We start from the raw sequence: 18,839 nt of genomic DNA, 5'->3' as shown, positions 1-18,839 counted from the left end.
ATCGGCATCCTCCGAGTATGGAATCACGTACCGAACCAAACACGGAAGGAACTTGTTCCACATGACCAAGACCATCGATGAAACCGAGCTCCAGGCATTCATGCTGCGCGCGGTGGACGACCTCGGCGCCGGATACCTGGGGGTGATGGTGAGCTTGGGGTCCCGACTCGGGTTCTATCGCGCTCTCGCCGGCGCAGGTCCCCTCACCTCGCACGAGCTCGCCGAGCGCACCGACACCGCCGAGCGCTACGTGCGGGACTGGCTGCACTCGCAGGCGGCAGCGGGCTACCTCACGTACCACTCGACGAGCGCGACGTTCGAGCTCACGGCCGAGCACGCCCTGGTGCTCGCCGACGAGACGAGCCCCGTGTACCTGCCGCCGGCCTGGAACGTGCCCGCGGCGATGTGGGCCGATGAGTCGAAGGCGCTGCACGCGTTCAAGACCGGTGAGGGCATCGCGTGGGGCGACCACGACCCGCGTCTCGCGCACGGGACGGCCGCGTTCTACCGCAACGGCTATCGCGCGAGTCTCGTGTCGCAGTGGCTTCCCGCTCTCGACGGTGTCGTCGCTGCTCTCGAGCGGGGCATCACGGTCGCCGATGTCGGAGCCGGGCACGGGCACACCACGGTGCTCATGGCAGAGGCCTTCCCGAACTCGCGCTTCCACGGGTTCGACAGCCACGCTCCGTCGGTCGCCGAGGCGACCCGGAACGCGCGTGAGTCGGGGGTTGCAGGCCGCGTGAGCTTCGAGCAGGTGGATGCCGCGGACTACCGCCCGCTGGGATTCGGGCTGATCTGCTTCTTCGACTCGTTGCACGACATGGGCGACCCGATCGGAGTGCTCGAGCATGCGGCAGAGGCCCTCACGCCAGACGGCACATTGCTGCTCGTCGAGCCGAACGCCGCCGACCGGCTGGAGGACAACCTCAGCGTGGTGGCGCAGACGTACTATGCGGCATCCAGCATGATCTGCACGGCGCACTCGATCTCGGACGGCGGCGAACTCGTGCTCGGTGCTCAGGCCGGCGAGGCACGACTGAGGGACACACTGCGACGGGCGGGATTCAGCCGGGTGCGGGTCGTCGCCGAGACTCCGTTCAACCTCATCATCGAGGCCGAACGCTGAGCGCACCACGCAGCAGAACCGAGCGGATGCCCCGACCCATCGCGGCCCGGGGCATCCGCGCACGGCCGACCGCTGCGATGCTTGACTGGCACGATGGTCGAGGAGCGCGAGCTCGGGAAGGATTCGTGCATGAGCGTCGATCCTGAACCCTTCACCATCGCTATCGGGGATGACGTGTTGGGTGATCTGCGCGCCCGACTGCGCACTACCCGTTGGCCGGACGATGCGCCGGGGGCACCCTGGAGCCAAGGCACCGATCTGGCGTACTTGAAGGGCCTCACCACCTACTGGGCGGACAGATTCGACTGGCGCCGGCAAGAGCAGCGCCTCAACGCATACCCTCAGTTCACCGCCGACATTGCGGGCACTCGTGTGCATTTCGTCCACCTACGAAGCGGAAAACCTCCGCTGCTGCTGACGCATGGGTGGCCGAGTTGTTTCGTGGAGTTCCTTCCTCTCGTGGATCGATTGTCGGATCAGTTCGATGTGATCGTCCCGTCGTTGCCGGGTTACGGCTTCTCCTCCCGTCCAGCGGAGGTGGGAATCGATGCGGTCTACACCGCGGGCCTGTGGCTGGAACTGATGAACCGCCTGGGGTACGAACGCTTCGGCGCGATCGGGGGCGATTTCGGCGCGGCCGTCACGACCCACCTGGCCCTGCTGGCTCCTGAACGCGTGACCGGGATCATGCTCACAACACCGGAAATGAGCCCGGCGCTCGCCCCCGACGCTCCGCCTCTCACCGACGCCGAGCGTGCGTACCTTCAGCACGTCGAGCAATGGGACGCCACCGAACGTGGTTATAGCAGCATCCAATCGACCCGCCCGCAGTCGCTCGGGTACGGTCTCGCGGACTCACCCACGGGTCTCGCGGCCTGGTTGATCGAGAAATGGCGTGGTTGGAGCGACAGCGATGGCGACGTTGACCTGCACTTCGGGACCGACTTCCTGCTCACGGTTCTCACGCTCTACTGGTCCACGAACTCGATCACCTCGTCGATGCGGGACTACTACGATTCGCGGTGGCACAGCACGCCGCTGACGAGCACGGACTTCGTGACCGTGCCAACGGCAATATCTGTGTTCGCCCACGAGTTCGTCCCCGAAGGCGAGCCGCCCCGCGAGTGGTACGCGCGGCTCTACAACATCCAGCAGTGGACGGTGGCACCGCGCGGCGGACACTTTGCTGCCGTTGAGGAACCCGACACGCTCGCGCGGGATATCCGAACCCACTTCAACCGACACACCTCGCCCGCGAACGTCAGTTGACGAGACCAGTCGCCGACGTCCTCACCCCGTGAACCCGACGAGGCGCTGCACTGGCCGCACAACGCTGGCAACCGGGTCGTGCAGGTAGACGTCGGCTAGGTATTCACTCCCGCCCGCTGTTGGTTGGTGACGACCCGCCTGTCCGGGTTGCCGAGTGCTCCGCGATGCGCGTCCAGGCGTCGTCCCCGTGTCCTGCTGTGGACGCAGCCGCGAACAGTCGGTGCAGTGCGTCGTACATTCCGGAGTCGAGGCCCATTCCCCGGAGAAGTGCGGCCAACTCCGCCGCCCAATCGCGCATGACATCGACGGATCCCTCCACCTCCGCTGCCGAGGGGTCCGGCGTCTCGGCGAGCAGATCAAGAAGCAGTCGGATCTGGCGGGTGTAGAACTCGAGCACCGCACCCTTGAACCACTCCGAGGAGAACTCGTGCTGCTCGCAGATGCGCAGCCCCTGGAGGAGGCTGACCACCATGGGCAGATAGCCGATGATCACCGCGTTCCCGCTCACGTATGCCGCCCCGGGTACGTCGTCGACGTACGTCGCCGTCCCGATCCGCTCGAACCACTCACGATGCGCCGCGTACGCCGCGCGGTCTCCTGACACGAGGAAGACCCCGGCCCCGGATCGCACCTCGCTCGCACCCCCCAGGATGGCCAAGTCCAGGTACTGCCCTCCCGCCGTGCTCACGACGGCATCGATGGCCTCGGCCTGATCAAGGGTCACGGCGGAGGTGGAAGCCACGACCTTGCCGCGCAGATCCACTCCCGCCCCGTCGACGAGGTTGCGCGCCAGCTCGTGGTCCGCCACCGACACGATCGTCAGCGGACTCGACGAGAGTGTCTCGGCGACCGATTCCGCCACGCGGATCCGCGGGCCGGACAGTGCCTCGGCCTTCTCCCGGGTCCGGTTCCAGATCGTCACCTCGGCGCCCGAAACGGCAAAAGCCCCCGCCAGGGCGCCACCCATCGCTCCGGCTCCCATCACAGACACGTCACTCATCCGGCTGCCACCTCACTCGGAAGGGTTGCTTCAATGATCGACGCCGAACGGGCAGATGACCAGTGCTCGTCTCGACCAGGCAAACGTCGATCGGCGCTGGTGTACCGCCTGCTCAGTGGGAGGAGCTCACGCGGGACTACAGGGGCGGGTCAGTCGATGACGGATGCCTCCACCGTGGCCTCGACGATCACGTCGGGGGTCAGGCGCCTCGTGTGGTCGAGCAGGCGCACGACGCCCGTGAGCCGCACGATGTGCGAGAACGGCAGGTCGGCGCTCGACCGGCCTGCGCTCAGCACGAGCTCACCCGCCTCGACGATTCGACGACCGTCGCGACCCGTGAACGACGCGAGGTCGGCCGGCACCGTGAACGACACGTCGGCCGCCGCGCCCGGCTCGAGCTCGACGCGAACGTACCCGATCAACCGCTGCACCGGGCGCACGACGGTGGCGACCGGATCGTGAAGGTAGAGCTGCACGACGTCGGCGCCCGATCGGCTGCCCGCGTTGCGCACGCGCAGGCGCACCGTCACAACCCCGTCGGTGTCGGCCACGGACTCGTCGCCGCCGAACGAACTCCACTCGAACCCGGCGTAGCCGAGTCCATGCCCGAACGGGAATGCCGCGGTCGGGTCGACGTTCGACACGTCGCTCGCGCGAGCGAGCGGGGCCGCGAGGTACGTCGTCGGCTGCGAGCCGGCCCCGGCGGGGATCGACACCGGCAGGCGCCCGCTCGGGTTCACCCGTCCGCTGAGCACCCCGGCGATCGCCGGAGCGCCCTCTTCACCGGCGAAGAACGCCTGCACGATCGCGGCCGACTCGTCGACCGCCCGACCGAGCGCGTAGGGGCGCCCGGCCAGCAGGGTCAGCATAGTGGGGGTTCCCGTGTCGAGCACCGCGTCGACGAGCTGCTGCTGCGCACCGGGCAGGTCGAGCGACTCGGCATCGCAGCCCTCGCCGCTCGTGCCGCGGCCGAACAGGCCGGCACGGTCGCCGAGCGCCATGATCGCCACGTCAGCGGATGCCGCGACCTCGGCCGCCTCGGCGATGCCGTCGGTCTCGCCGCCGTCGACGGTCGTGCCGCGTGCCCAACGGATCTCGCTCGTCGGGAACTCCGCGCGGAGCGCCTCGAGCAGGGTCGGGATGCGGATGCCCAGTTCGACACCCGGGTGTTGCGACACCACGTGGGTCGGGAACGAATAGCAGCCGAGCATGGCGTACGGGTCGTCGGCGTTCGGACCGACGACCGCGATGACGGCGGGCGCGGCGAGGGGCAGCGTTCCGTCGTTGCGCACGAGCACGACCGCCCGCTCGGCGAGCTCGCGTGCGAGCGCCCGGTTGCCCTCGGAGTCGAGGTCGATGGTGCCGCGAAGCTCGGCGGCGTGCGTCAGGTCGGCCCCCGCGAGCGCCGGCGGCACGGGCGACCAGTCGGCGTCGAACAGGCCGAGCTCGGCCTTCTGTCGCAGCACCCGGCGCAGGGCGGTGTCGACGAGGGACGCGTCGACCGCGCCCGCCTCGATCGCGAGGCGCAGGGGTTCGCCGAACGCCTTCACCGTGGGCAGTTCGACGTCGATGCCGGCGTCGAGCGCGGCCTCGGCCGCCTCGGCCCACGTGCCGGCCGTGCCGTGCAGCAGCTTCAGGAATGCAACCGAGAAGTAGTCGGCCACGACGGTGCCGTCGAAGCCCCACGTGTCGCGCAACAGCTCGGTGAGCAGCGCGCGGTCGCCCGCCGACGGCACCCCGTCGAGGTCGGTGTAGGAGTTCATCACACTTCGCGCGCCGCCCTCGCGGATCGCCATCTCGAACGGCGGCAGCAACACATCGGCGAGCTCGCGACGGCCGATCGACACCGGCGCGAGGTTGCGACCGGCCCGCGAGGCCGAGTAGCCGACGAAGTGCTTCAGCGTCGCCACCACGCCCGACGACTCGAGTCCCCGCACGTATGCGGTGCCGACCGTCGCGACGAGGTAGGGGTCCTCGCCGATGGTCTCCTCGACCCGGCCCCAGCGCGCATCGCGCACGACGTCGAGCACGGGCGCGAGACCCTGGTGCACGCCGACCGAGCGCAGGTCGTCGCCGATGCGGCGGGACATCCGCTCGACGATCTCGGGATCGAACGTCGCGCCCCACGAGAGCGGAACCGGGTAGGCGGTCGCGCCCCACGCCGCGAAGCCCGCAAGGCACTCCTCGTGCGCGAGCGCCGGGATGCCGAAGCGGTTCGCGTCGACGATGCGCTGCTGGGTGCGGGCGAGCGAGAGTGCGCCGACCGCGGCGTCGACCGGCGCCGTGCCGAACGGGCGGGTCAGCTGGCCGAGCCCCGACGGCAACAGCTCGTCGAGGTCGACGTCGTCGTTCAGGTCGTGCTGGTGCGGGGCGACGTCGCCGCCCTCGTCGGACGCGCCGACCCACACGCCGTAGAGCTGCGCGAGCTTCTCGTCGAGCGTCATCTGCGCGATGAGCGCTTCGACGCGATCGTCGAGGCTCCGGAATGGGTCGCGCCACGAGACATCCGTCATCTGATCGTTCTCGACATTCGTCATCCCTTCACCGCCCCGGTCAGGCCGCCGACGATGCGCTTCTCGGCGAACAGGAAGGACGCGAGTGCCGGCAGCATCGCGAGCGAGGTGTACGCCAGCACGGCGCCCGTGTCCTGCGAGTACTGCGTCGAGAACTGCGTGACACCGAGCGGCAGCGGCCACAGCTCCTGCGGCAGGGTGCCGGTGCTGATGACGAGCAGCGGCAGGAGGTAGCCGTTCCAACTGCCGACGAACGCGAGCACGCCGACCGTGACGAGGCCCGGCATCGAGAGCGGCAGCAGGATGCGCCAGAAGAAGCCGATGCGAGTCGTGCCGTCGATGGCGGCGGCCTCCTCGAGCTCGTCGGGGATCGCGCGCAGGAACGGCACGAGGATGATGATCGTCGTCGGCAGCGCGAAGGCGATCGACGGGATGATCACGCCCAGGAACGTGCCGTGCAGCCCGAGCGTTCGAAGCAGCAGGGTCAGCGGCAGTGCCGCGACGGTGAGCGGGAACATCAACCCCGCGGCGAACAGCAGGTAGAGCCCCTCGCGACCGCGGAACGTGTAGCGGGCGATGACGAACGCCGCCATCACGCCGACCACCACGACACCGGCGGTCGTGCCGAAGGCCAGGATCATGCTCGACAGCACGTTGCCCCAGAACCGGGTCGAGCCGAGCACGGCCGCCCAGTTCTGCAGGGTCCACGGGTCGGGCATGCCGGCAGGGTTCGCGTTCAGGTCGGCCGTGGTGCGGAACCCGCCGATGAACACGTAGAGCACCGGGCCGATCGCGACCGCCGCGATGACGAGCGCGACGAGGTAGACGAACGGCTGTCCCCAGTCGATGCGCCGTCCGGCTGGGTCGGGCCCGGGTTCTGTGCGGGCCGCGTCGGCCGCGGGGGCAGTGATGGTGGCCGACATGTCAGCGCACCCCTCTCGTGATGGCGCCGGCGAGATCGCGGCGCAGGGCGAAGCGCTGGTAGACGAGCGCCACGACCAGGGAGATGAAGAACAGGATGACCGCGACGGCGCTGCCGAATCCGGGCTGGCCGCCGAACTGGCCCTTCTCGACCATGTACGTGGCCATCGTCGAGGTCGCATTCAGCGGGCCGCCGCGCGTGGTGACCCAGACCATGTCGAAGAGCTGCAGGGCGCCGATCATCGACAGGAACACCCAGATGCGGATGGTCGGGCCGAGCAGCGGGATGGTGATGTGCCGCTGGATCTGCCACCAGCTCGCACCATCGATCGAGGCCGCCTCGGCGAGCTCTTCGGGCACGCCCTGCAGGCCGGCGAGCATCAGCAGGATCGCGAACCCGATGTACTTCCAGGTCAGGATCGCGAACATCGTCCAAAGCGCGATGTTCGGGTCGGCGAGCCAGTTCTGCTGCCATGCCCCGAGGCCGACCGCCTCGAGCATCGCGTTCACGCCGCCCTGCGGCTGCAGCAGCAGTTTCCACGAGAGGCCGGCGATGACCTCGGCGAGCACGTACGGCACGAAGATGAGCAGGCGCAGCGCCCCGCGGCCGCGCAGCTTGCGGTTGAGCAGCAGCGCGATGCCGATCGCGAGCGGCCCCTGGATGAGCAGCGACAGCACGAGGATGAGGAAGTTGTTGCCGACCGACTTCTGGAACGCCGGGTCGGTCAGGGCCCGGATGTAGTTCTCGAAGCCGACGAAGCGCTCCGGGTCGGCGAGGTCGTCCCACTGGAATGCCTGCGGCAGGTTGTAGAAGCTGTAGACACCCGCGAGCACGACCGGCAGGATCACGAAGCCGAGGAACAGCACGAGGGCCGGGCCGACGAACAGCACGATCTCGGCCCACTTGCGACCCGTGCCCGGGCGGGATCGCCGGGGCTTCGGGGCGGGGGCCGAGCCCGCGGAAACCGCGGGCCCGGCCGACTCGATGACACTGGTCATGGCTAGAGCGTCGCCGCCGCGTCCTGCATCTTCGTCACGATGTCCTCGGGCGTGCCCGCGTCACCGAACAGGTTCACGATGCCCTCGTTCATGGCGTTGCCGACGGTCGTGCCGAGGGCGGTGTCGAACCAGAGCTGCACGAACGACGAGGCCGCGAGGCCTTCGGCGACCGCCGCGAGGTTCTGGTCTTCGAGCGACGACACCGCGCTGGGCACGGTCGGAATGCCCGACCCGCTCGCCGCGAACCGCTTCTGCACGTCTTCGCTCATGATGTACTCGAGCAGCTCGGCGCACTCCGGCGGAGCGTCGGCCGAGCAGCCGAAGCCGTCACCGCCGCCGAGCGCCGCCGTCGGGTCGCCCGCCGCGCCGGGGATGCCGGGGAACGGGAACCATCCGAGGAACTCGGGCACCTGCTGGTCGGCGGTGAGCCCGCCGATGACGCCGGCGTTCCAGTGGCCCATGAGCTCCATGGCCGCCTGGCCGTTCGCGACGAGGCCTGCCGAGCTGCCCGCACCCGTCTGGGCGGGGGTGCCGAGGAAGCCCTCCTGGAACGGGTCGGTGCCGAGGAACTCCTTCAGCTGCTCGCCCGCCTCGACCCAGCAGTCGTCGCTGAAGTCGAACTCGGTCTCTGCCGCCTGCAGCACCTCGGGAGCGCACGAGTGCAGCGCGAACTGGTACCACCAGTGCGCGGCCGGCCACTTGTCGCCCGCGCCGACCGAGATCGGGGTGATGCCCGCCTCGCGCAGCTTGCCGGCGGCGTCGACGAGTTCGTCGAGCGTGGTCGGGGTCTCGTCGATGCCGGCCTGCTCGAACAGGTCGGCGTTGTACCAGAAGCCCTCGATGCCGAAGGTGAACGGGATGCCGTAGGTCTCGCCGCCGACCTGCCACGGGTTGACGGTGGCGCCGACGCTCGAGACGGTGTCGGGGATGACGTCGTCGAGGGGCATGAGGTACTCGTTGGCGACCTGGTCGCGCAGCTCGCCGCCGGGCCAGACCTGGAACAGGTCGGGCGGGTCACCGGCCGCGAGGGCGTTCGGGATCAGGGTGCGCTGGAGCTCTTCGTTCTGGTAGCCGGTCTGCTCGACCGTGACTCCGGGGTGGTCGGCCTCGAACTCGGCAGCGACCTCCTCCCAGACTGCGGGCATGGGGCCCGACGTGGCGTTGTGCCACCACGTGAGCGTCACGTCGCCGTCGGATCCCTCGGAACCGCCGGAGCCGGTCGCACACCCGCTGAGCGCGGCGACGGCGAGGCCCGCGGCGGCGGTGAGCGCGACGAGCCGGGAGGTGCTGCGTCTGTTCATCTTTGAACCTCTCGAAAGTTTCGACTTCTGCGTCGAAAGTGATTTGGACGTGTTGAATATACGTCCATTCGGATTTGGGGTCAAGCGCAACAAATAGTGGCGCGCCCAACCGTCATCAACCCGTGACCCGCCTAGAGTTGACGCGTGACAGACCGGGCAGGAACATTCGACGGCGTCCACCGCCGAAACCTCTCGAAAGTGCTCGGCCACGTGCACCTCGAAGGGCCGCTCTCGCGCGCCCGCCTCACGGCGATGACGGGCCTCAACCGATCGACGGTCGCGTCGCTCGTCGCCGAGCTCACCGCGCGCGGTCTCACGATCGAGCAGGCGCCCGACCCCACGAACCGCGTCGGCCGCCCCTCCCCCGTCGTCGCGCCCGATCCCCGCGTGCTCGCGATCGCCGTGAACCCCGAGGTCGACGCCGTCACGATCGCCGCGGTCGGCATCGACGGCGGCATCCCCGCACGTGAGCGCATCGAGGTCGACCACCTGCCCTCCCCCGACGAGACCGCCGAGCTCGTGGCATCCGCCCTCGATCGCTGGCGCTCCGGCGACCTGCGCGACGCGCGATTCGTCGGCGTCGGCCTGGCCGTGCCGGGCCTGGTGCGCGCGAGCGATGGGCTCGTCCGGTTCGCACCGCACCTGCTGTGGTCGGATGTCCCGATCCGCGCTCTCGTCGAAGCGGCCACGGGTCTGCCGACCGCCGTCGGCAACGACGCGAGTCTGGGCGCGATCGCCGAGCACCTGTTCGGCGCCGGACGCGGCGTCGACGACATGGTCTACCTGAACGGCGGTGCGAGCGGCATCGGCGGCGGGCTCATCGTGCATGGGCGCCCCGTCGGCGGTTCGGCAGGCTACGCCGGCGAGTTCGGTCAGAACCGCCCGGGTATCGCGATGATCGACGATCGACGCGCCGCCGAGGGCGTGCTCGAAGACGAGGTGAGTCGCGCTCGCCTGCTCGAGGTCGTCGGGCTCGACCACGGTGACGAACCCGCGCTGGCCGCCGCCCTCGCCGCAACCGACTCCACTGCAGTCGCCGACGAGGTCGGCCGGCAGTCGCGCATCCTCGCGACCGCGCTCTGCAACGCCGTGAACGTGCTCAACCCCTCGCTCATCGTGCTCGGCGGATTCCTCGCGACGCTCGCGGAGCGTGACCTCGGCGCGCTCGAGCACGCGGTCGCGGCGCAGGCGATGCCCGCGGCATCCGAGGGCCTCTCGATTCGCGTCGCCGCGCTCGGCGAGAACCGCCTGCTCATCGGCGCCGCCGAGATCGCCTTCGCCGACCTGCTCGCCGACCCGCTCGTGCGCTGAGCGGCCGGCGAGGCCGGCGCTCGGTCAGCGCGGGGCGAACGCGTTGCGGAAGATCGTGCGGGCTCGCTCGGCGACCGCCTGCCGCTCGTCGGCCGCGGAGCGCGCGAGCACGTCGGCGAGCATCGAGATCGCCAGCAGCACATCGGCCGCCTCGACGTGCTCGCCGATGCGACCGGCGGCGTGTTCGCGTACGAGCAGGCGTTCGGCGAGCGCACCGAGGCGAGCGCCGATGTGCGCGACGCGTTCGTCGTGCTGGTTGTTCCAGATCAGGTCGATGAACGCCGTCGAGACGAGGGCCTGCTCGATGATGTGGTCGATCAGGTCGCCGAGCGTCGCGTCGGGCGCGGCGACTGCGGCCTCGAGCTGGTCGAGGTTCTCATCGAACACCGCCACCGCGAGCGCGACCCGGTCGGGGAAGTGCCGATAGAGGCTCCCCTGGCCGACGCCGGCCTTCTTCGCCACGGCATTGAACGGCGCGTTCAGCCCGTCGGCGGCGAACACCTCGCGGGCCGCCGCGATGAGGGCGCGTCGATTCTCGGGCCCTGCGCTCGGCCCACGGTTGACCTTACGAGTCCCTGAGACGCTCTTCCCACTCTCAGCCACGGGTGTTAGCGTACTACCGGACAGTGATGTCCGGTAATCCGAGCGAAGGAAGCACCACCATGACCCCCAAGACCCTCACCGGCGACGACTCGATCAAGACCTGGGTCGAGCACCCCGTCGGCGGTCCCATCATCCGCGACCTCCTCGCTCAGTCCGGCCAGGACCCCGACGTGCTGAAGCCCGTGCAGCGCCTCGCGATCAAGCGCCTGATCAAGCTGAGCAAGGGCCGGTTCAGCCAGCAGATGGTCGACGACCTGGTTGCGCGCGCTGCCGCCGGCGACGTGCCGTCCGGGTCGGATGTCCCTGCCACGACCGGTTCCGCCGCAGGCGAGTCCGATGTCGCCGATGCCGCAGCGGCTTCGGCGGCAGAGGTCGAGCGCCCCGAGTGGGTCGAGCGACTCGACCAGGGCCGCTTCACGGGCAAGACCGTCATCGTCACCGGCGCCGGCTCGGGCATCGGCCGCGCGACGGCATCGCGCATCGCCCGTGAGGGCGGCCGTGTCGTCGCCGTCGACGTGTCGCAGGAGCGCCTCGACGAATTCGCCGGCGAGCACTCCGGCGCCGAGATCGTCACCATCGTCGCCGACATCACCGACGACGCCAAGGTCGCCGAGATCGTCGCGGCCGCGGGCGACCGCATCGACGGCCTCGCGAACATCGCCGGGATCATGGACGACATGACGCCGATCGGTGAACTCACCGACGCGGTGTGGAAGCGCGTGTTCTCGGTGAACGTCGACGGCACCATGAAGCTCATGCGCGCCGTCGTGCCGACGATGCTCGCGCAGGGCGCGGGCTCGATCGTGAACACGGCCAGCGAGGCCGCGCTGCGCGGCTCGGCCGCGGGAGTCGCCTACACGGCGTCGAAGCACGCGGTCGTCGGACTCACGAAGTCGACCGCGTTCATGTACGGCCCGAGCGGCCTGCGCGTGAACGCCGTGGCTCCCGGCCCGACGATCACCAACATCGAGGCGAGCTTCGCGTCGCCGCTCGGCGCCGAACGGGTGCGCCTCGCGATGACGATCCTCCCCGACGCCGCCGAGGCAGAGGCCCTCGCCGCATCGATCACGTTCCTGCTGAGCGACGACGGCGTGAACATCAACGGCGTCGTGCTCGCGAGCGACGGCGGCTGGTCGGCGGCGTAAGCGAGCGGCGACGTGAGCGACGACGACGACACTGATGCGCATTCATCGGCGACCGGTGCGGCGCCCACCTCGTACGCTCGCTTCATGCGCTTCGGAACGCTCGACTTCACCACCGCCATCGACTCGCCCGGCCTGCTCGCCGCGCCGACCGCGGCGGCGCTGCGAGCGGCGTCGGCAGCGGCATCCGCTGACGCGCTCGTGGCCGCCATCGACCCGACGCTCGCCGACACCGCCGCCTTCTGCGCGCACTACGAGATCGACCCCGGCGACGGAGCGAACTGCGTGATCGTGCAGGCACGCCGCGGCGAGCGCACGTGGTACGCGGCGTGCATGGTGCGCGGGTCCGACCGGCTCGACGTGAACGGTGCGGTGCGGCGGCATCTCGGTGCGCGCAGGCTCTCGTTCGCGCCGATGGACGAGGCGGTCGAGCTCAGCGGCATGGAGTACGGCGGCATCACGCCGATCGGGCTGCCGGCCGACTGGCCGCTGCTCATCGACGAGTCGGTCGCCGCGCACGAGCGCCTGATCATCGGCAGCGGCATCCGCGGGTCGAAGCTGCTCGTGACCGGCTCGCTGCTTTCCGCGCTGCCGAACGCCGAGACCCTCGCGATCGCGATCGCCTGACGCTCGACGGATGCCCAGCGCGCGACGGCTGCGCCGTGACGTCAGACCGGGCCGCCGCCGATGTCGCCGAAGAGGAACCCTCCGCGGCGGGAGTTGCGCTCGATCTCCATGGGGTCGAGCTCGGTCTGCCCGCCGACGCGCGCAGCGGGCGACATCGTGCCGTCGTCGGCCGCCGGGCCCGCCGATTCGGCGTCGATGCCGGCTTCGGCCCGCAGCCGGTCGCGCGCGGCGTGCTCGACGAGCACCGGCACGAAGTCGCGCACGCGGCCGTCGTCGAGTCGGTGTTGTTCCTCTCGCACGACCGCTGCGACGTCCTCGTGCGAAACGGTCGGGAACCTCGCCTCGAGCCGGGCGACGACGTTCTCGATCGCGCGCGCTTCGTCGAGTTCGCTCATCTGTCCTGTCCTTTCGACGTGCGTCTGGGGCGTTCTCAGGTCGTCTCGAACACGATCGCCGGCTGCTCCTCGACCGGATCGGCGAGGCCGTTCTCGGCCAGGTAGTGCTCGGCGTCGAGCGCCGCGGCACAGCCGGTTCCGGCTGCGGTGATGGCCTGCCGGTACCGCTTGTCGACCAGATCACCGCACGCGAAGACGCCGTCGAGATTCGTTCTGGTCGACGGATGCTCCACCACGACGTAGCCCACGGGGTCGAGATCGACCTGCCCGGCGACGAGCTCGCTGCGCGGGTCGTGGCCGATCGCGATGAACAGTCCGGTCGCCGCGAGGCTCTCGCGCTCGCCCGTGCGCGTGTCGCGCAGCTGCAGGTGCTCGAGCCCGTCGGCGCCCTCGACGGAGACGACCTCGGAGTTCCACTGCGGACGGATCTTGGGGTTGGCGAACGCGCGCTCCTGCATGATGCGCGAGGCGCGCAGCGAGTCGCGACGGTGCACGAGGGTGACCGAGTCGGCGAAACGAGTGAGGAACATCGCCTCTTCGAGCGCCGAGTCGCCGCCGCCGACCACGGCGATGTCCTTGCCCTTGAAGAAGAAACCGTCGCACGTGGCGCACCACGAGACGCCGCGGCCCGTGAGCCGCTCCTCGCCCTCGACGCCGAGCTTGCGGTACGCCGAGCCCATGGCGAGCACGACGGTGTGGGCGCGATACTCGAGGCCGTTGATCGTGCGGACGACCTTCACGGCTCCGGTGAGCTCGACCTCGGTCGCGTCGTCGTAGACGATGCGCGCGCCGAATCGCTCGGCCTGCGAACGCATCTGCTCCATGAGGTCGGGACCCAAGATGCCGTCGGCGAAGCCCGGGAAGTTCTCGACCTCGGTCGTCGTGACGAGCGCGCCGCCGGCCTCGACCGAGCTGGCGAGCACGACGGGTGCGAGGCCCGCCCGTGCGAGGTAGAGCGCGGCCGTGTAGCCCGACGGGCCCGACCCGATCACGACGACGTTCTCGACGACGTTCTCGACCTTCTCGACCGTCACGTCGGACTCGCCCCTCACGACGCCCATGACTACGCCGCCGCGGGTGCGATCTCAGCGAGCAGTGCCTCGACGCGGCCCTTGATGTCGTCGCGCACCCGGCGCACCATCTCGAGCTGCTGCCCGGCCGGGTCGTCGAGCTCCCAGTCCTCGTAGCGCTTGCCGGGGAAGATCGGGCAGGCGTCGCCGCAGCCCATCGTGATCACGACGTCGGACTCCTTGACGGCCTCGACGGTGAGGATCTTGGGCGTGCTGCCCGCGATGTCGATGCCCTCTTCGGCCATCGCCTCGATGGCCACGGGATTGATCCGGTCCTTCGGCTCGGAGCCGGCCGAAAGCACCTCGACGCGGTCACCCGCCAACTCGCGCAGGTAGCCGGCGGCCATCTGCGAGCGGCCGGCGTTGTGCACGCACACGAACAATACGGTGGGCTTGTCGGTCATCGGGACTCCCTTGCTGCGGTTTCTTCCTGCACGTTCATCAAATAATAGACCACCATCTATGCAATTGGAACCACGATGGGTCATCCGCCCCTCGGTCGGCCGCGACGCACCCGCTCGACCGTCTCTCCCGCTGCGGTCAGCACCAGCACCGCGGCAGCGAGCACCCCGGTCGTGAGCGGGTCGATGGACGGCGTGAACGCGGCCAGCACGGCCAGCGCGAGCAGTCCGCCGAGCTGGGCGCGCGCCCAGTGCCGCTCGAGCACACGTCGGAACAGCAGCGTGCCGACGAGGAACAGCAGGGGCCCCCCGAGCACGGTCACCACGGCGGCGAAGCTCTGATCGTGAGGGTGACCGAGCACCTCCTTGTCTCCGACGCCGAGCATCACGATGCCGCCGACGACGGCGAGGTGCACCCAGGTGTACGCCGTGCGTGCCAGTCGGCCCGGCGACTCCGATGCCTCGATCACGTCGGACCCGATGCGTTCGCCGTGGTCGAAGTAGATCCACCAGCACGCGGCTGCAGCCACGATCGCCGTGATCATCGCGACGACCGCCTCGACCGACGATTCGGTTGCGACGAAGGCGAACCCGGTGACGAGCAGCCCCTCGCCGAGGGCGATGAGCACGAACAGCGCCGTGCGTTCGGCGATGTGCGGCCCCGAGACATCCCAGGCACTGATCTCGACGCGTCCGCGGCCTGGCACCGGATACCCGAGCGCGTTGCCGAGGAGTTCGAGCGCGACCGCCGCGACCCAGAGCGGCAGTTGCAGCGGCAGCGGCAGCAACGCACCGACGACCCAGAGCACCGCGCCCGCCGTCGTCCAGGCGAGCACGTGCGCGAAGTCGCGGGCCGCTGGCCCGTCGTGGCGTGCCGTCGCCCACACGAGGAACCCCGAGCGACCGACCTGCAGCACGACGTAGGCGATCGCGAACGCCCACGCCCGGTCGCCGAACGCCTCGGCGATCGACACGCTCATGACGAATGCCACGACCGCCAGCGCGATCACGGCGACTCGCACCGGCAGGCGCACCGGATCGAGCCAGTTCGTCACCCACGTCGTCGACACCCACGCCCACCACAGCGCGCACAGGAGCGTGACGCCCTCGAGCGCACCGAGCGGCGTCTGGTGCTCGTACAGGTAGGCACCGAGCTGGGTGAGCGCGAACACGAACACGAGGTCGAAGAACAGCTCGACGTAGGTGACCCGGTCGTCGCGCGGAGTCTCGTGGGTCCGCAGCACGTCGCGTCGCAGGCCGAACGTCATGCGGTCATCATGGCACCGCGGCGGCGTGCGGTCAGCGCGACGCGGTGACGTCGAGCAGCTGCGACAGCTGGCCGAGCGCGCCGGGCACGAGTTTGTAGTACGCCCACGTGCCGCGCTTGCTGCGACTCAGGAAGCCGGCCTCCATGAGGATGCGCAGGTGATGCGACACCGTGGGCTGGCTGAGCCCGACCGGTTCGATCAGGTCGCACACACAGGCCTCTTCGCCCTGTGACGCGGCGACGATCGAGACGAGCCGCAGCCGCGTCGGATCGGCGAGGGCCTTGAGCTTGCGGGCGAGGTCTTCGGCACGGTCGGCGTCGATCGTCTCGCGCGTGAGCGGGATGCAGCAGGCAGCAGCGTCGGCTGCGACATCCGTGACATCGCCGACCAGCGTGACGTCGGTGATCTGCAGCATCGTCGAACTCATGCGACCCATGCTAGCCGAATATTGACAACCTTCGATATAGTCGCCACACTCAATATCGAAGAACTTCGATGCACTGGAGGCACACCTGCCATGACCCTGATCGACCTCACCGTCACGAGCCTGCAGCAGCGCAGCCTCGACACCCTGCCCGTTGCGATCATCGGAGCGGGCCCGGTCGGCCTCGCCGCTGCCGCGAACCTCGTCGAGCGAGGCATCGACTTCGTGATCTACGAATCCGGCGACGAGGTCGGCTCGAGCATCAGGCAGTGGGGCCACACGCGCCTGTTCTCCCCGTGGAAGCATGTCGTCGACCCGGCCTCGCGACGCCTGCTCGAGGCGACCGGGTGGCGGCTACCCTCCCCCGACCGGCTCCCGACCGGCACCGACCTCGTCGAGCAGTACCTCGAACCGCTCGCGCAACTCGATCCGATCGCCTCGCGCATCCGCACCCGCGTCACGATCGAGGCCGTCACCCGCCAGGGCATGGACCGCACCCGCACCGCTCGCCGCTCGCAGACGCCGTTCCTGCTCCGCGCGCGCACCGACGACGGCGTCGAGGACGTCACCGCCCGCGCAGTCATCGACGCCTCGGGCACCTACGAGCGGCCGAACAGCCTCGCGTCGAGCGGGCTCGAGCCACTCGGTCTCGCCGACGTCGCCGATCGCGTCAGCCACGCGCTGCCCGACGCGCTCGGCCGCGACCGGTCGACGTTCGCCGGCCGGCACACCACGGTCGTCGGTGCCGGCCACTCGGCGGCCAACACGCTGCTGGCCCTCGTCGAGCTCGCCGAACAGGAGGCCGGCACCCGCGTCACCTGGCTCATCCGCAATGCCAGCGCTGTTCGCGTCACGACCTCCGACGACGACGAGCTCGCGGCGCGGGCGAACATCGGTCGCCGCGTCGACGCACTCGTCGCCGCCGGGCGCATCACGGTCGTCGACCGGTTCGAGATCGTGCGCCTCGCGCGCGACGGCGACGGCGTTCGCCTCATCGGTGCCCGCAACGGCGAGCTCGTCGACCACGACACCGACGTCGTCGTCAACGCCACCGGGTTCCACCCGAATCTCGACATGCTCCGCGAGATCCGCCTCGAACTCGACGAGATCGTCGAGGCCCCCAGGCGCCTCGCACCGCTGATCGACCCGAACGTGCACACCTGCGGCACCGTCGAGCCGCACGGATTCGCCGAGCTGCAGCATCCCGAACCCGGATTCTTCCTCGCCGGCATGAAGAGCTACGGTCGCGCGCCGACCTTCCTGCTCGCCACCGGCTACGAGCAGGTCCGCTCGATCACGGCATGGCTCGCGGGCGACGTCGCCGCGGCCAGCCGGGTCGCGCTCGTCCTTCCAGCCACCGGCGTGTGCTCGACCGACGCCTCGGGCGCCTCGGGCTCGGGCTGCTGCTGACCGGCGACGGGTGGCACCGTAGCGCATAGACTTCGATCTATGGATGTCGCGACCGATGCCACCCGGCTCCGGGTGCTCGCCGATCCGACGCGCGCCAAGATCCTGCAGCAGATGCTCGAGAGTCCCGACGGGCGGGTGCAGGTGGGGTCGACGGCCGAGCGGCTCGGCCTGCGGCAGCCCACCGTGAGTCACCACATGAAGACCCTGCTCGACGAGGGGCTCGTCGAGCGCCTCCCCGAAGGGCGCAAAGCCTGGTATTCACTCGCACCCGAGCACGCCGAGCGCATCAGCGAGATGCTCGGGCAGCAGGCGCGCCCGATGGCTGACGATGCGAATGTCGACCACGTCATCGACCGTGTCGCGGCCGACCTCAGCGAGCGCTATCGGGGCACGTTCGGCAGAGAGACGGTCGAACGCTACGTGCGCGAGAGCTACGACCTGCTCGCCGCGAGGCCCGGAACCGACCGCTACCTGCCCTCTCTTGCCGCCCAGTTCGCCGCGGATCGCCTCGACGCCCTCGCCCGCGACGCCGCGCATCCGGCATCCGGGGTTCCCGAGGTGCTGTTCGTGTGCGTGCAGAACGCCGGGCGATCTCAGATGGCGTCGGCGATCCTCCGTCACCTCGGCGGTGACCGCGTCCACGTCCGCACCGCCGGATCCGAGCCCGCAGGTCAGCTCCGCGGCTCGATCGTCACCGCCCTCGATGAGATCGGCGTGCCGGTCGCCGGCGAGTACCCGAAGCCGTTGACCGACGAGGTCGTGCGCGCCGCCGATGTCGTCATCACGATGGGCTGCGGCGATGCGTGCCCGGTCTACCCCGGACGCCGGTACCTCGACTGGGAGCTCGACGACCCGGTCGGCAAGCCGCACGCTGAGGTACAGCGCATCCGCGATGACATCGAGCGCCGCGTGCGCTCACTGCTCGCCGAGCTCGCTTCCGTGTAATCACCTCTGCCCCGCGCTGCGGTTGCCACGGGCCGACGGGGTTCGACCATGACCGGGCGTAGCCTTCCACCCATAGGGTCGACACAGCGCCCGGTGATCCTCGGCCACCAGCCA

The 18,839-nt window shown here is 69.8% G+C and carries 18 protein-coding genes; 7 read left to right on the top strand and 11 right to left on the bottom strand.

The features are described 5' to 3' along the window. The first annotated feature begins 61 nt into the window (after window positions 1-61). Together LSF15_RS06835 and LSF15_RS06830 are read left to right on the top strand one after the other, a co-directional pair. Window positions 62-1,126: a class I SAM-dependent methyltransferase gene (locus tag LSF15_RS06835; protein ID WP_232497772.1), complete on the top strand. Its 1,065-nt coding sequence runs from the start codon at window positions 62-64 to the stop codon at window positions 1,124-1,126. Between the two features lie 129 nt (window positions 1,127-1,255). Continuing rightward, window positions 1,256-2,395, top strand: a complete 1,140-nt coding sequence (locus LSF15_RS06830; protein ID WP_232497771.1) for an epoxide hydrolase family protein — start codon at window positions 1,256-1,258, stop codon at window positions 2,393-2,395. A gap of 103 nt (window positions 2,396-2,498) precedes the next feature. Here the strand turns inward: LSF15_RS06830 and LSF15_RS06825 are convergent, their stop codons facing one another. The 5 genes from LSF15_RS06825 to LSF15_RS06805 form a co-directional block, all read right to left on the bottom strand. Then, window positions 2,499-3,395 (bottom strand): NAD(P)-binding domain-containing protein, encoded by an 897-nt coding sequence (locus LSF15_RS06825; protein WP_232497770.1) that lies wholly within the window; start codon window positions 3,393-3,395, stop codon window positions 2,499-2,501. A 149-nt stretch (window positions 3,396-3,544) separates the two neighbouring features. Beyond that, on the bottom strand, window positions 3,545-5,932 hold the full coding sequence (locus LSF15_RS06820; RefSeq protein WP_232497769.1) for a beta-xylosidase/alpha-l-arabinosidase: 2,388 nt from the start codon (window positions 5,930-5,932) through the stop codon (window positions 3,545-3,547). Then, the gene (locus LSF15_RS06815; protein ID WP_232497768.1) at window positions 5,929-6,831 is read right to left on the bottom strand and encodes a carbohydrate ABC transporter permease; all 903 of its coding nucleotides are present in this window, start codon (window positions 6,829-6,831) and stop codon (window positions 5,929-5,931) included. The genes LSF15_RS06820 and LSF15_RS06815 overlap by 4 nt, the downstream gene beginning before the upstream one ends. Window position 6,832: 1 nt before the next feature. Next, window positions 6,833-7,828 (bottom strand): carbohydrate ABC transporter permease, encoded by a 996-nt coding sequence (locus LSF15_RS06810; protein ID WP_232497767.1) that lies wholly within the window; start codon window positions 7,826-7,828, stop codon window positions 6,833-6,835. Between the two features lie 2 nt (window positions 7,829-7,830). Continuing rightward, window positions 7,831-9,129, bottom strand: coding sequence for an ABC transporter substrate-binding protein (locus tag LSF15_RS06805; RefSeq protein WP_269756240.1), 1,299 nt, complete (start codon window positions 9,127-9,129; stop codon window positions 7,831-7,833). A 144-nt stretch (window positions 9,130-9,273) separates the two neighbouring features. On the opposite strand from LSF15_RS06805, the gene LSF15_RS06800 reads away from it, so the two are divergent. Continuing rightward, entirely contained in the window at window positions 9,274-10,440 is a 1,167-nt protein-coding gene (locus LSF15_RS06800) for an ROK family transcriptional regulator (protein ID WP_232497766.1), read from the top strand. Between the two features lie 24 nt (window positions 10,441-10,464). Here the strand turns inward: LSF15_RS06800 and LSF15_RS06795 are convergent, their stop codons facing one another. Then, a complete protein-coding gene (locus LSF15_RS06795; RefSeq protein WP_232497765.1) occupies window positions 10,465-11,043 on the bottom strand; it encodes a TetR/AcrR family transcriptional regulator in 579 nt (192 codons plus the stop codon). A gap of 59 nt (window positions 11,044-11,102) precedes the next feature. On the opposite strand from LSF15_RS06795, the gene LSF15_RS06790 reads away from it, so the two are divergent. Further along, window positions 11,103-12,188 carry an SDR family NAD(P)-dependent oxidoreductase gene (locus tag LSF15_RS06790; RefSeq protein WP_232497764.1) on the top strand — a complete coding sequence of 362 codons (1,086 nt, stop codon included), beginning with the start codon at window positions 11,103-11,105 and terminating at the stop codon, window positions 12,186-12,188. Window positions 12,189-12,272: 84 nt separating this feature from the next. After that, window positions 12,273-12,812, top strand: coding sequence for a YbaK/EbsC family protein (locus tag LSF15_RS06785; protein WP_232497763.1), 540 nt, complete (start codon window positions 12,273-12,275; stop codon window positions 12,810-12,812). Window positions 12,813-12,853: 41 nt separating this feature from the next. On the opposite strand, the gene LSF15_RS06780 is transcribed toward LSF15_RS06785, so the two are convergent. From LSF15_RS06780 to LSF15_RS06760, 5 genes are all read right to left on the bottom strand, one after another. After that, window positions 12,854-13,207: a three-helix bundle dimerization domain-containing protein gene (locus LSF15_RS06780; RefSeq protein ID WP_232497762.1), complete on the bottom strand. Its 354-nt coding sequence runs from the start codon at window positions 13,205-13,207 to the stop codon at window positions 12,854-12,856. Between the two features lie 35 nt (window positions 13,208-13,242). Next, window positions 13,243-14,268 carry a thioredoxin-disulfide reductase gene (gene trxB / locus LSF15_RS06775; RefSeq protein WP_232497761.1) on the bottom strand — a complete coding sequence of 342 codons (1,026 nt, stop codon included), beginning with the start codon at window positions 14,266-14,268 and terminating at the stop codon, window positions 13,243-13,245. 2 nt (window positions 14,269-14,270) lie between these two features. Continuing rightward, window positions 14,271-14,681, bottom strand: a complete 411-nt coding sequence (locus tag LSF15_RS06770; protein ID WP_232497760.1) for an arsenate reductase ArsC — start codon at window positions 14,679-14,681, stop codon at window positions 14,271-14,273. Between the two features lie 80 nt (window positions 14,682-14,761). Further along, the gene (locus LSF15_RS06765; RefSeq protein ID WP_232497759.1) at window positions 14,762-15,946 is read right to left on the bottom strand and encodes a low temperature requirement protein A; all 1,185 of its coding nucleotides are present in this window, start codon (window positions 15,944-15,946) and stop codon (window positions 14,762-14,764) included. Between the two features lie 31 nt (window positions 15,947-15,977). Beyond that, window positions 15,978-16,361: an ArsR/SmtB family transcription factor gene (locus tag LSF15_RS06760; protein ID WP_372459945.1), complete on the bottom strand. Its 384-nt coding sequence runs from the start codon at window positions 16,359-16,361 to the stop codon at window positions 15,978-15,980. Between the two features lie 102 nt (window positions 16,362-16,463). Between LSF15_RS06760 and LSF15_RS06755 the strand changes: the two genes are divergently transcribed. Further along, a complete protein-coding gene (locus LSF15_RS06755) occupies window positions 16,464-17,780 on the top strand; it encodes an NAD(P)-binding domain-containing protein (RefSeq protein ID WP_232497757.1) in 1,317 nt (438 codons plus the stop codon). 39 nt (window positions 17,781-17,819) lie between these two features. Beyond that, entirely contained in the window at window positions 17,820-18,725 is a 906-nt protein-coding gene (locus LSF15_RS06750) for a metalloregulator ArsR/SmtB family transcription factor (RefSeq protein ID WP_232497756.1), read from the top strand. The last annotated feature ends 114 nt before the right edge of the window (window positions 18,726-18,839 follow it).

The sequence above is a fragment of the Agromyces humatus genome (genome assembly GCF_021228295.1).
Taxonomy (GTDB): Bacteria; Actinomycetota; Actinomycetes; order Actinomycetales; family Microbacteriaceae; genus Agromyces; species Agromyces humatus.
The sequence above is the reverse complement of the archived record's forward strand: the minus strand, read 5'-3'. Positions and strand labels throughout refer to the sequence as shown.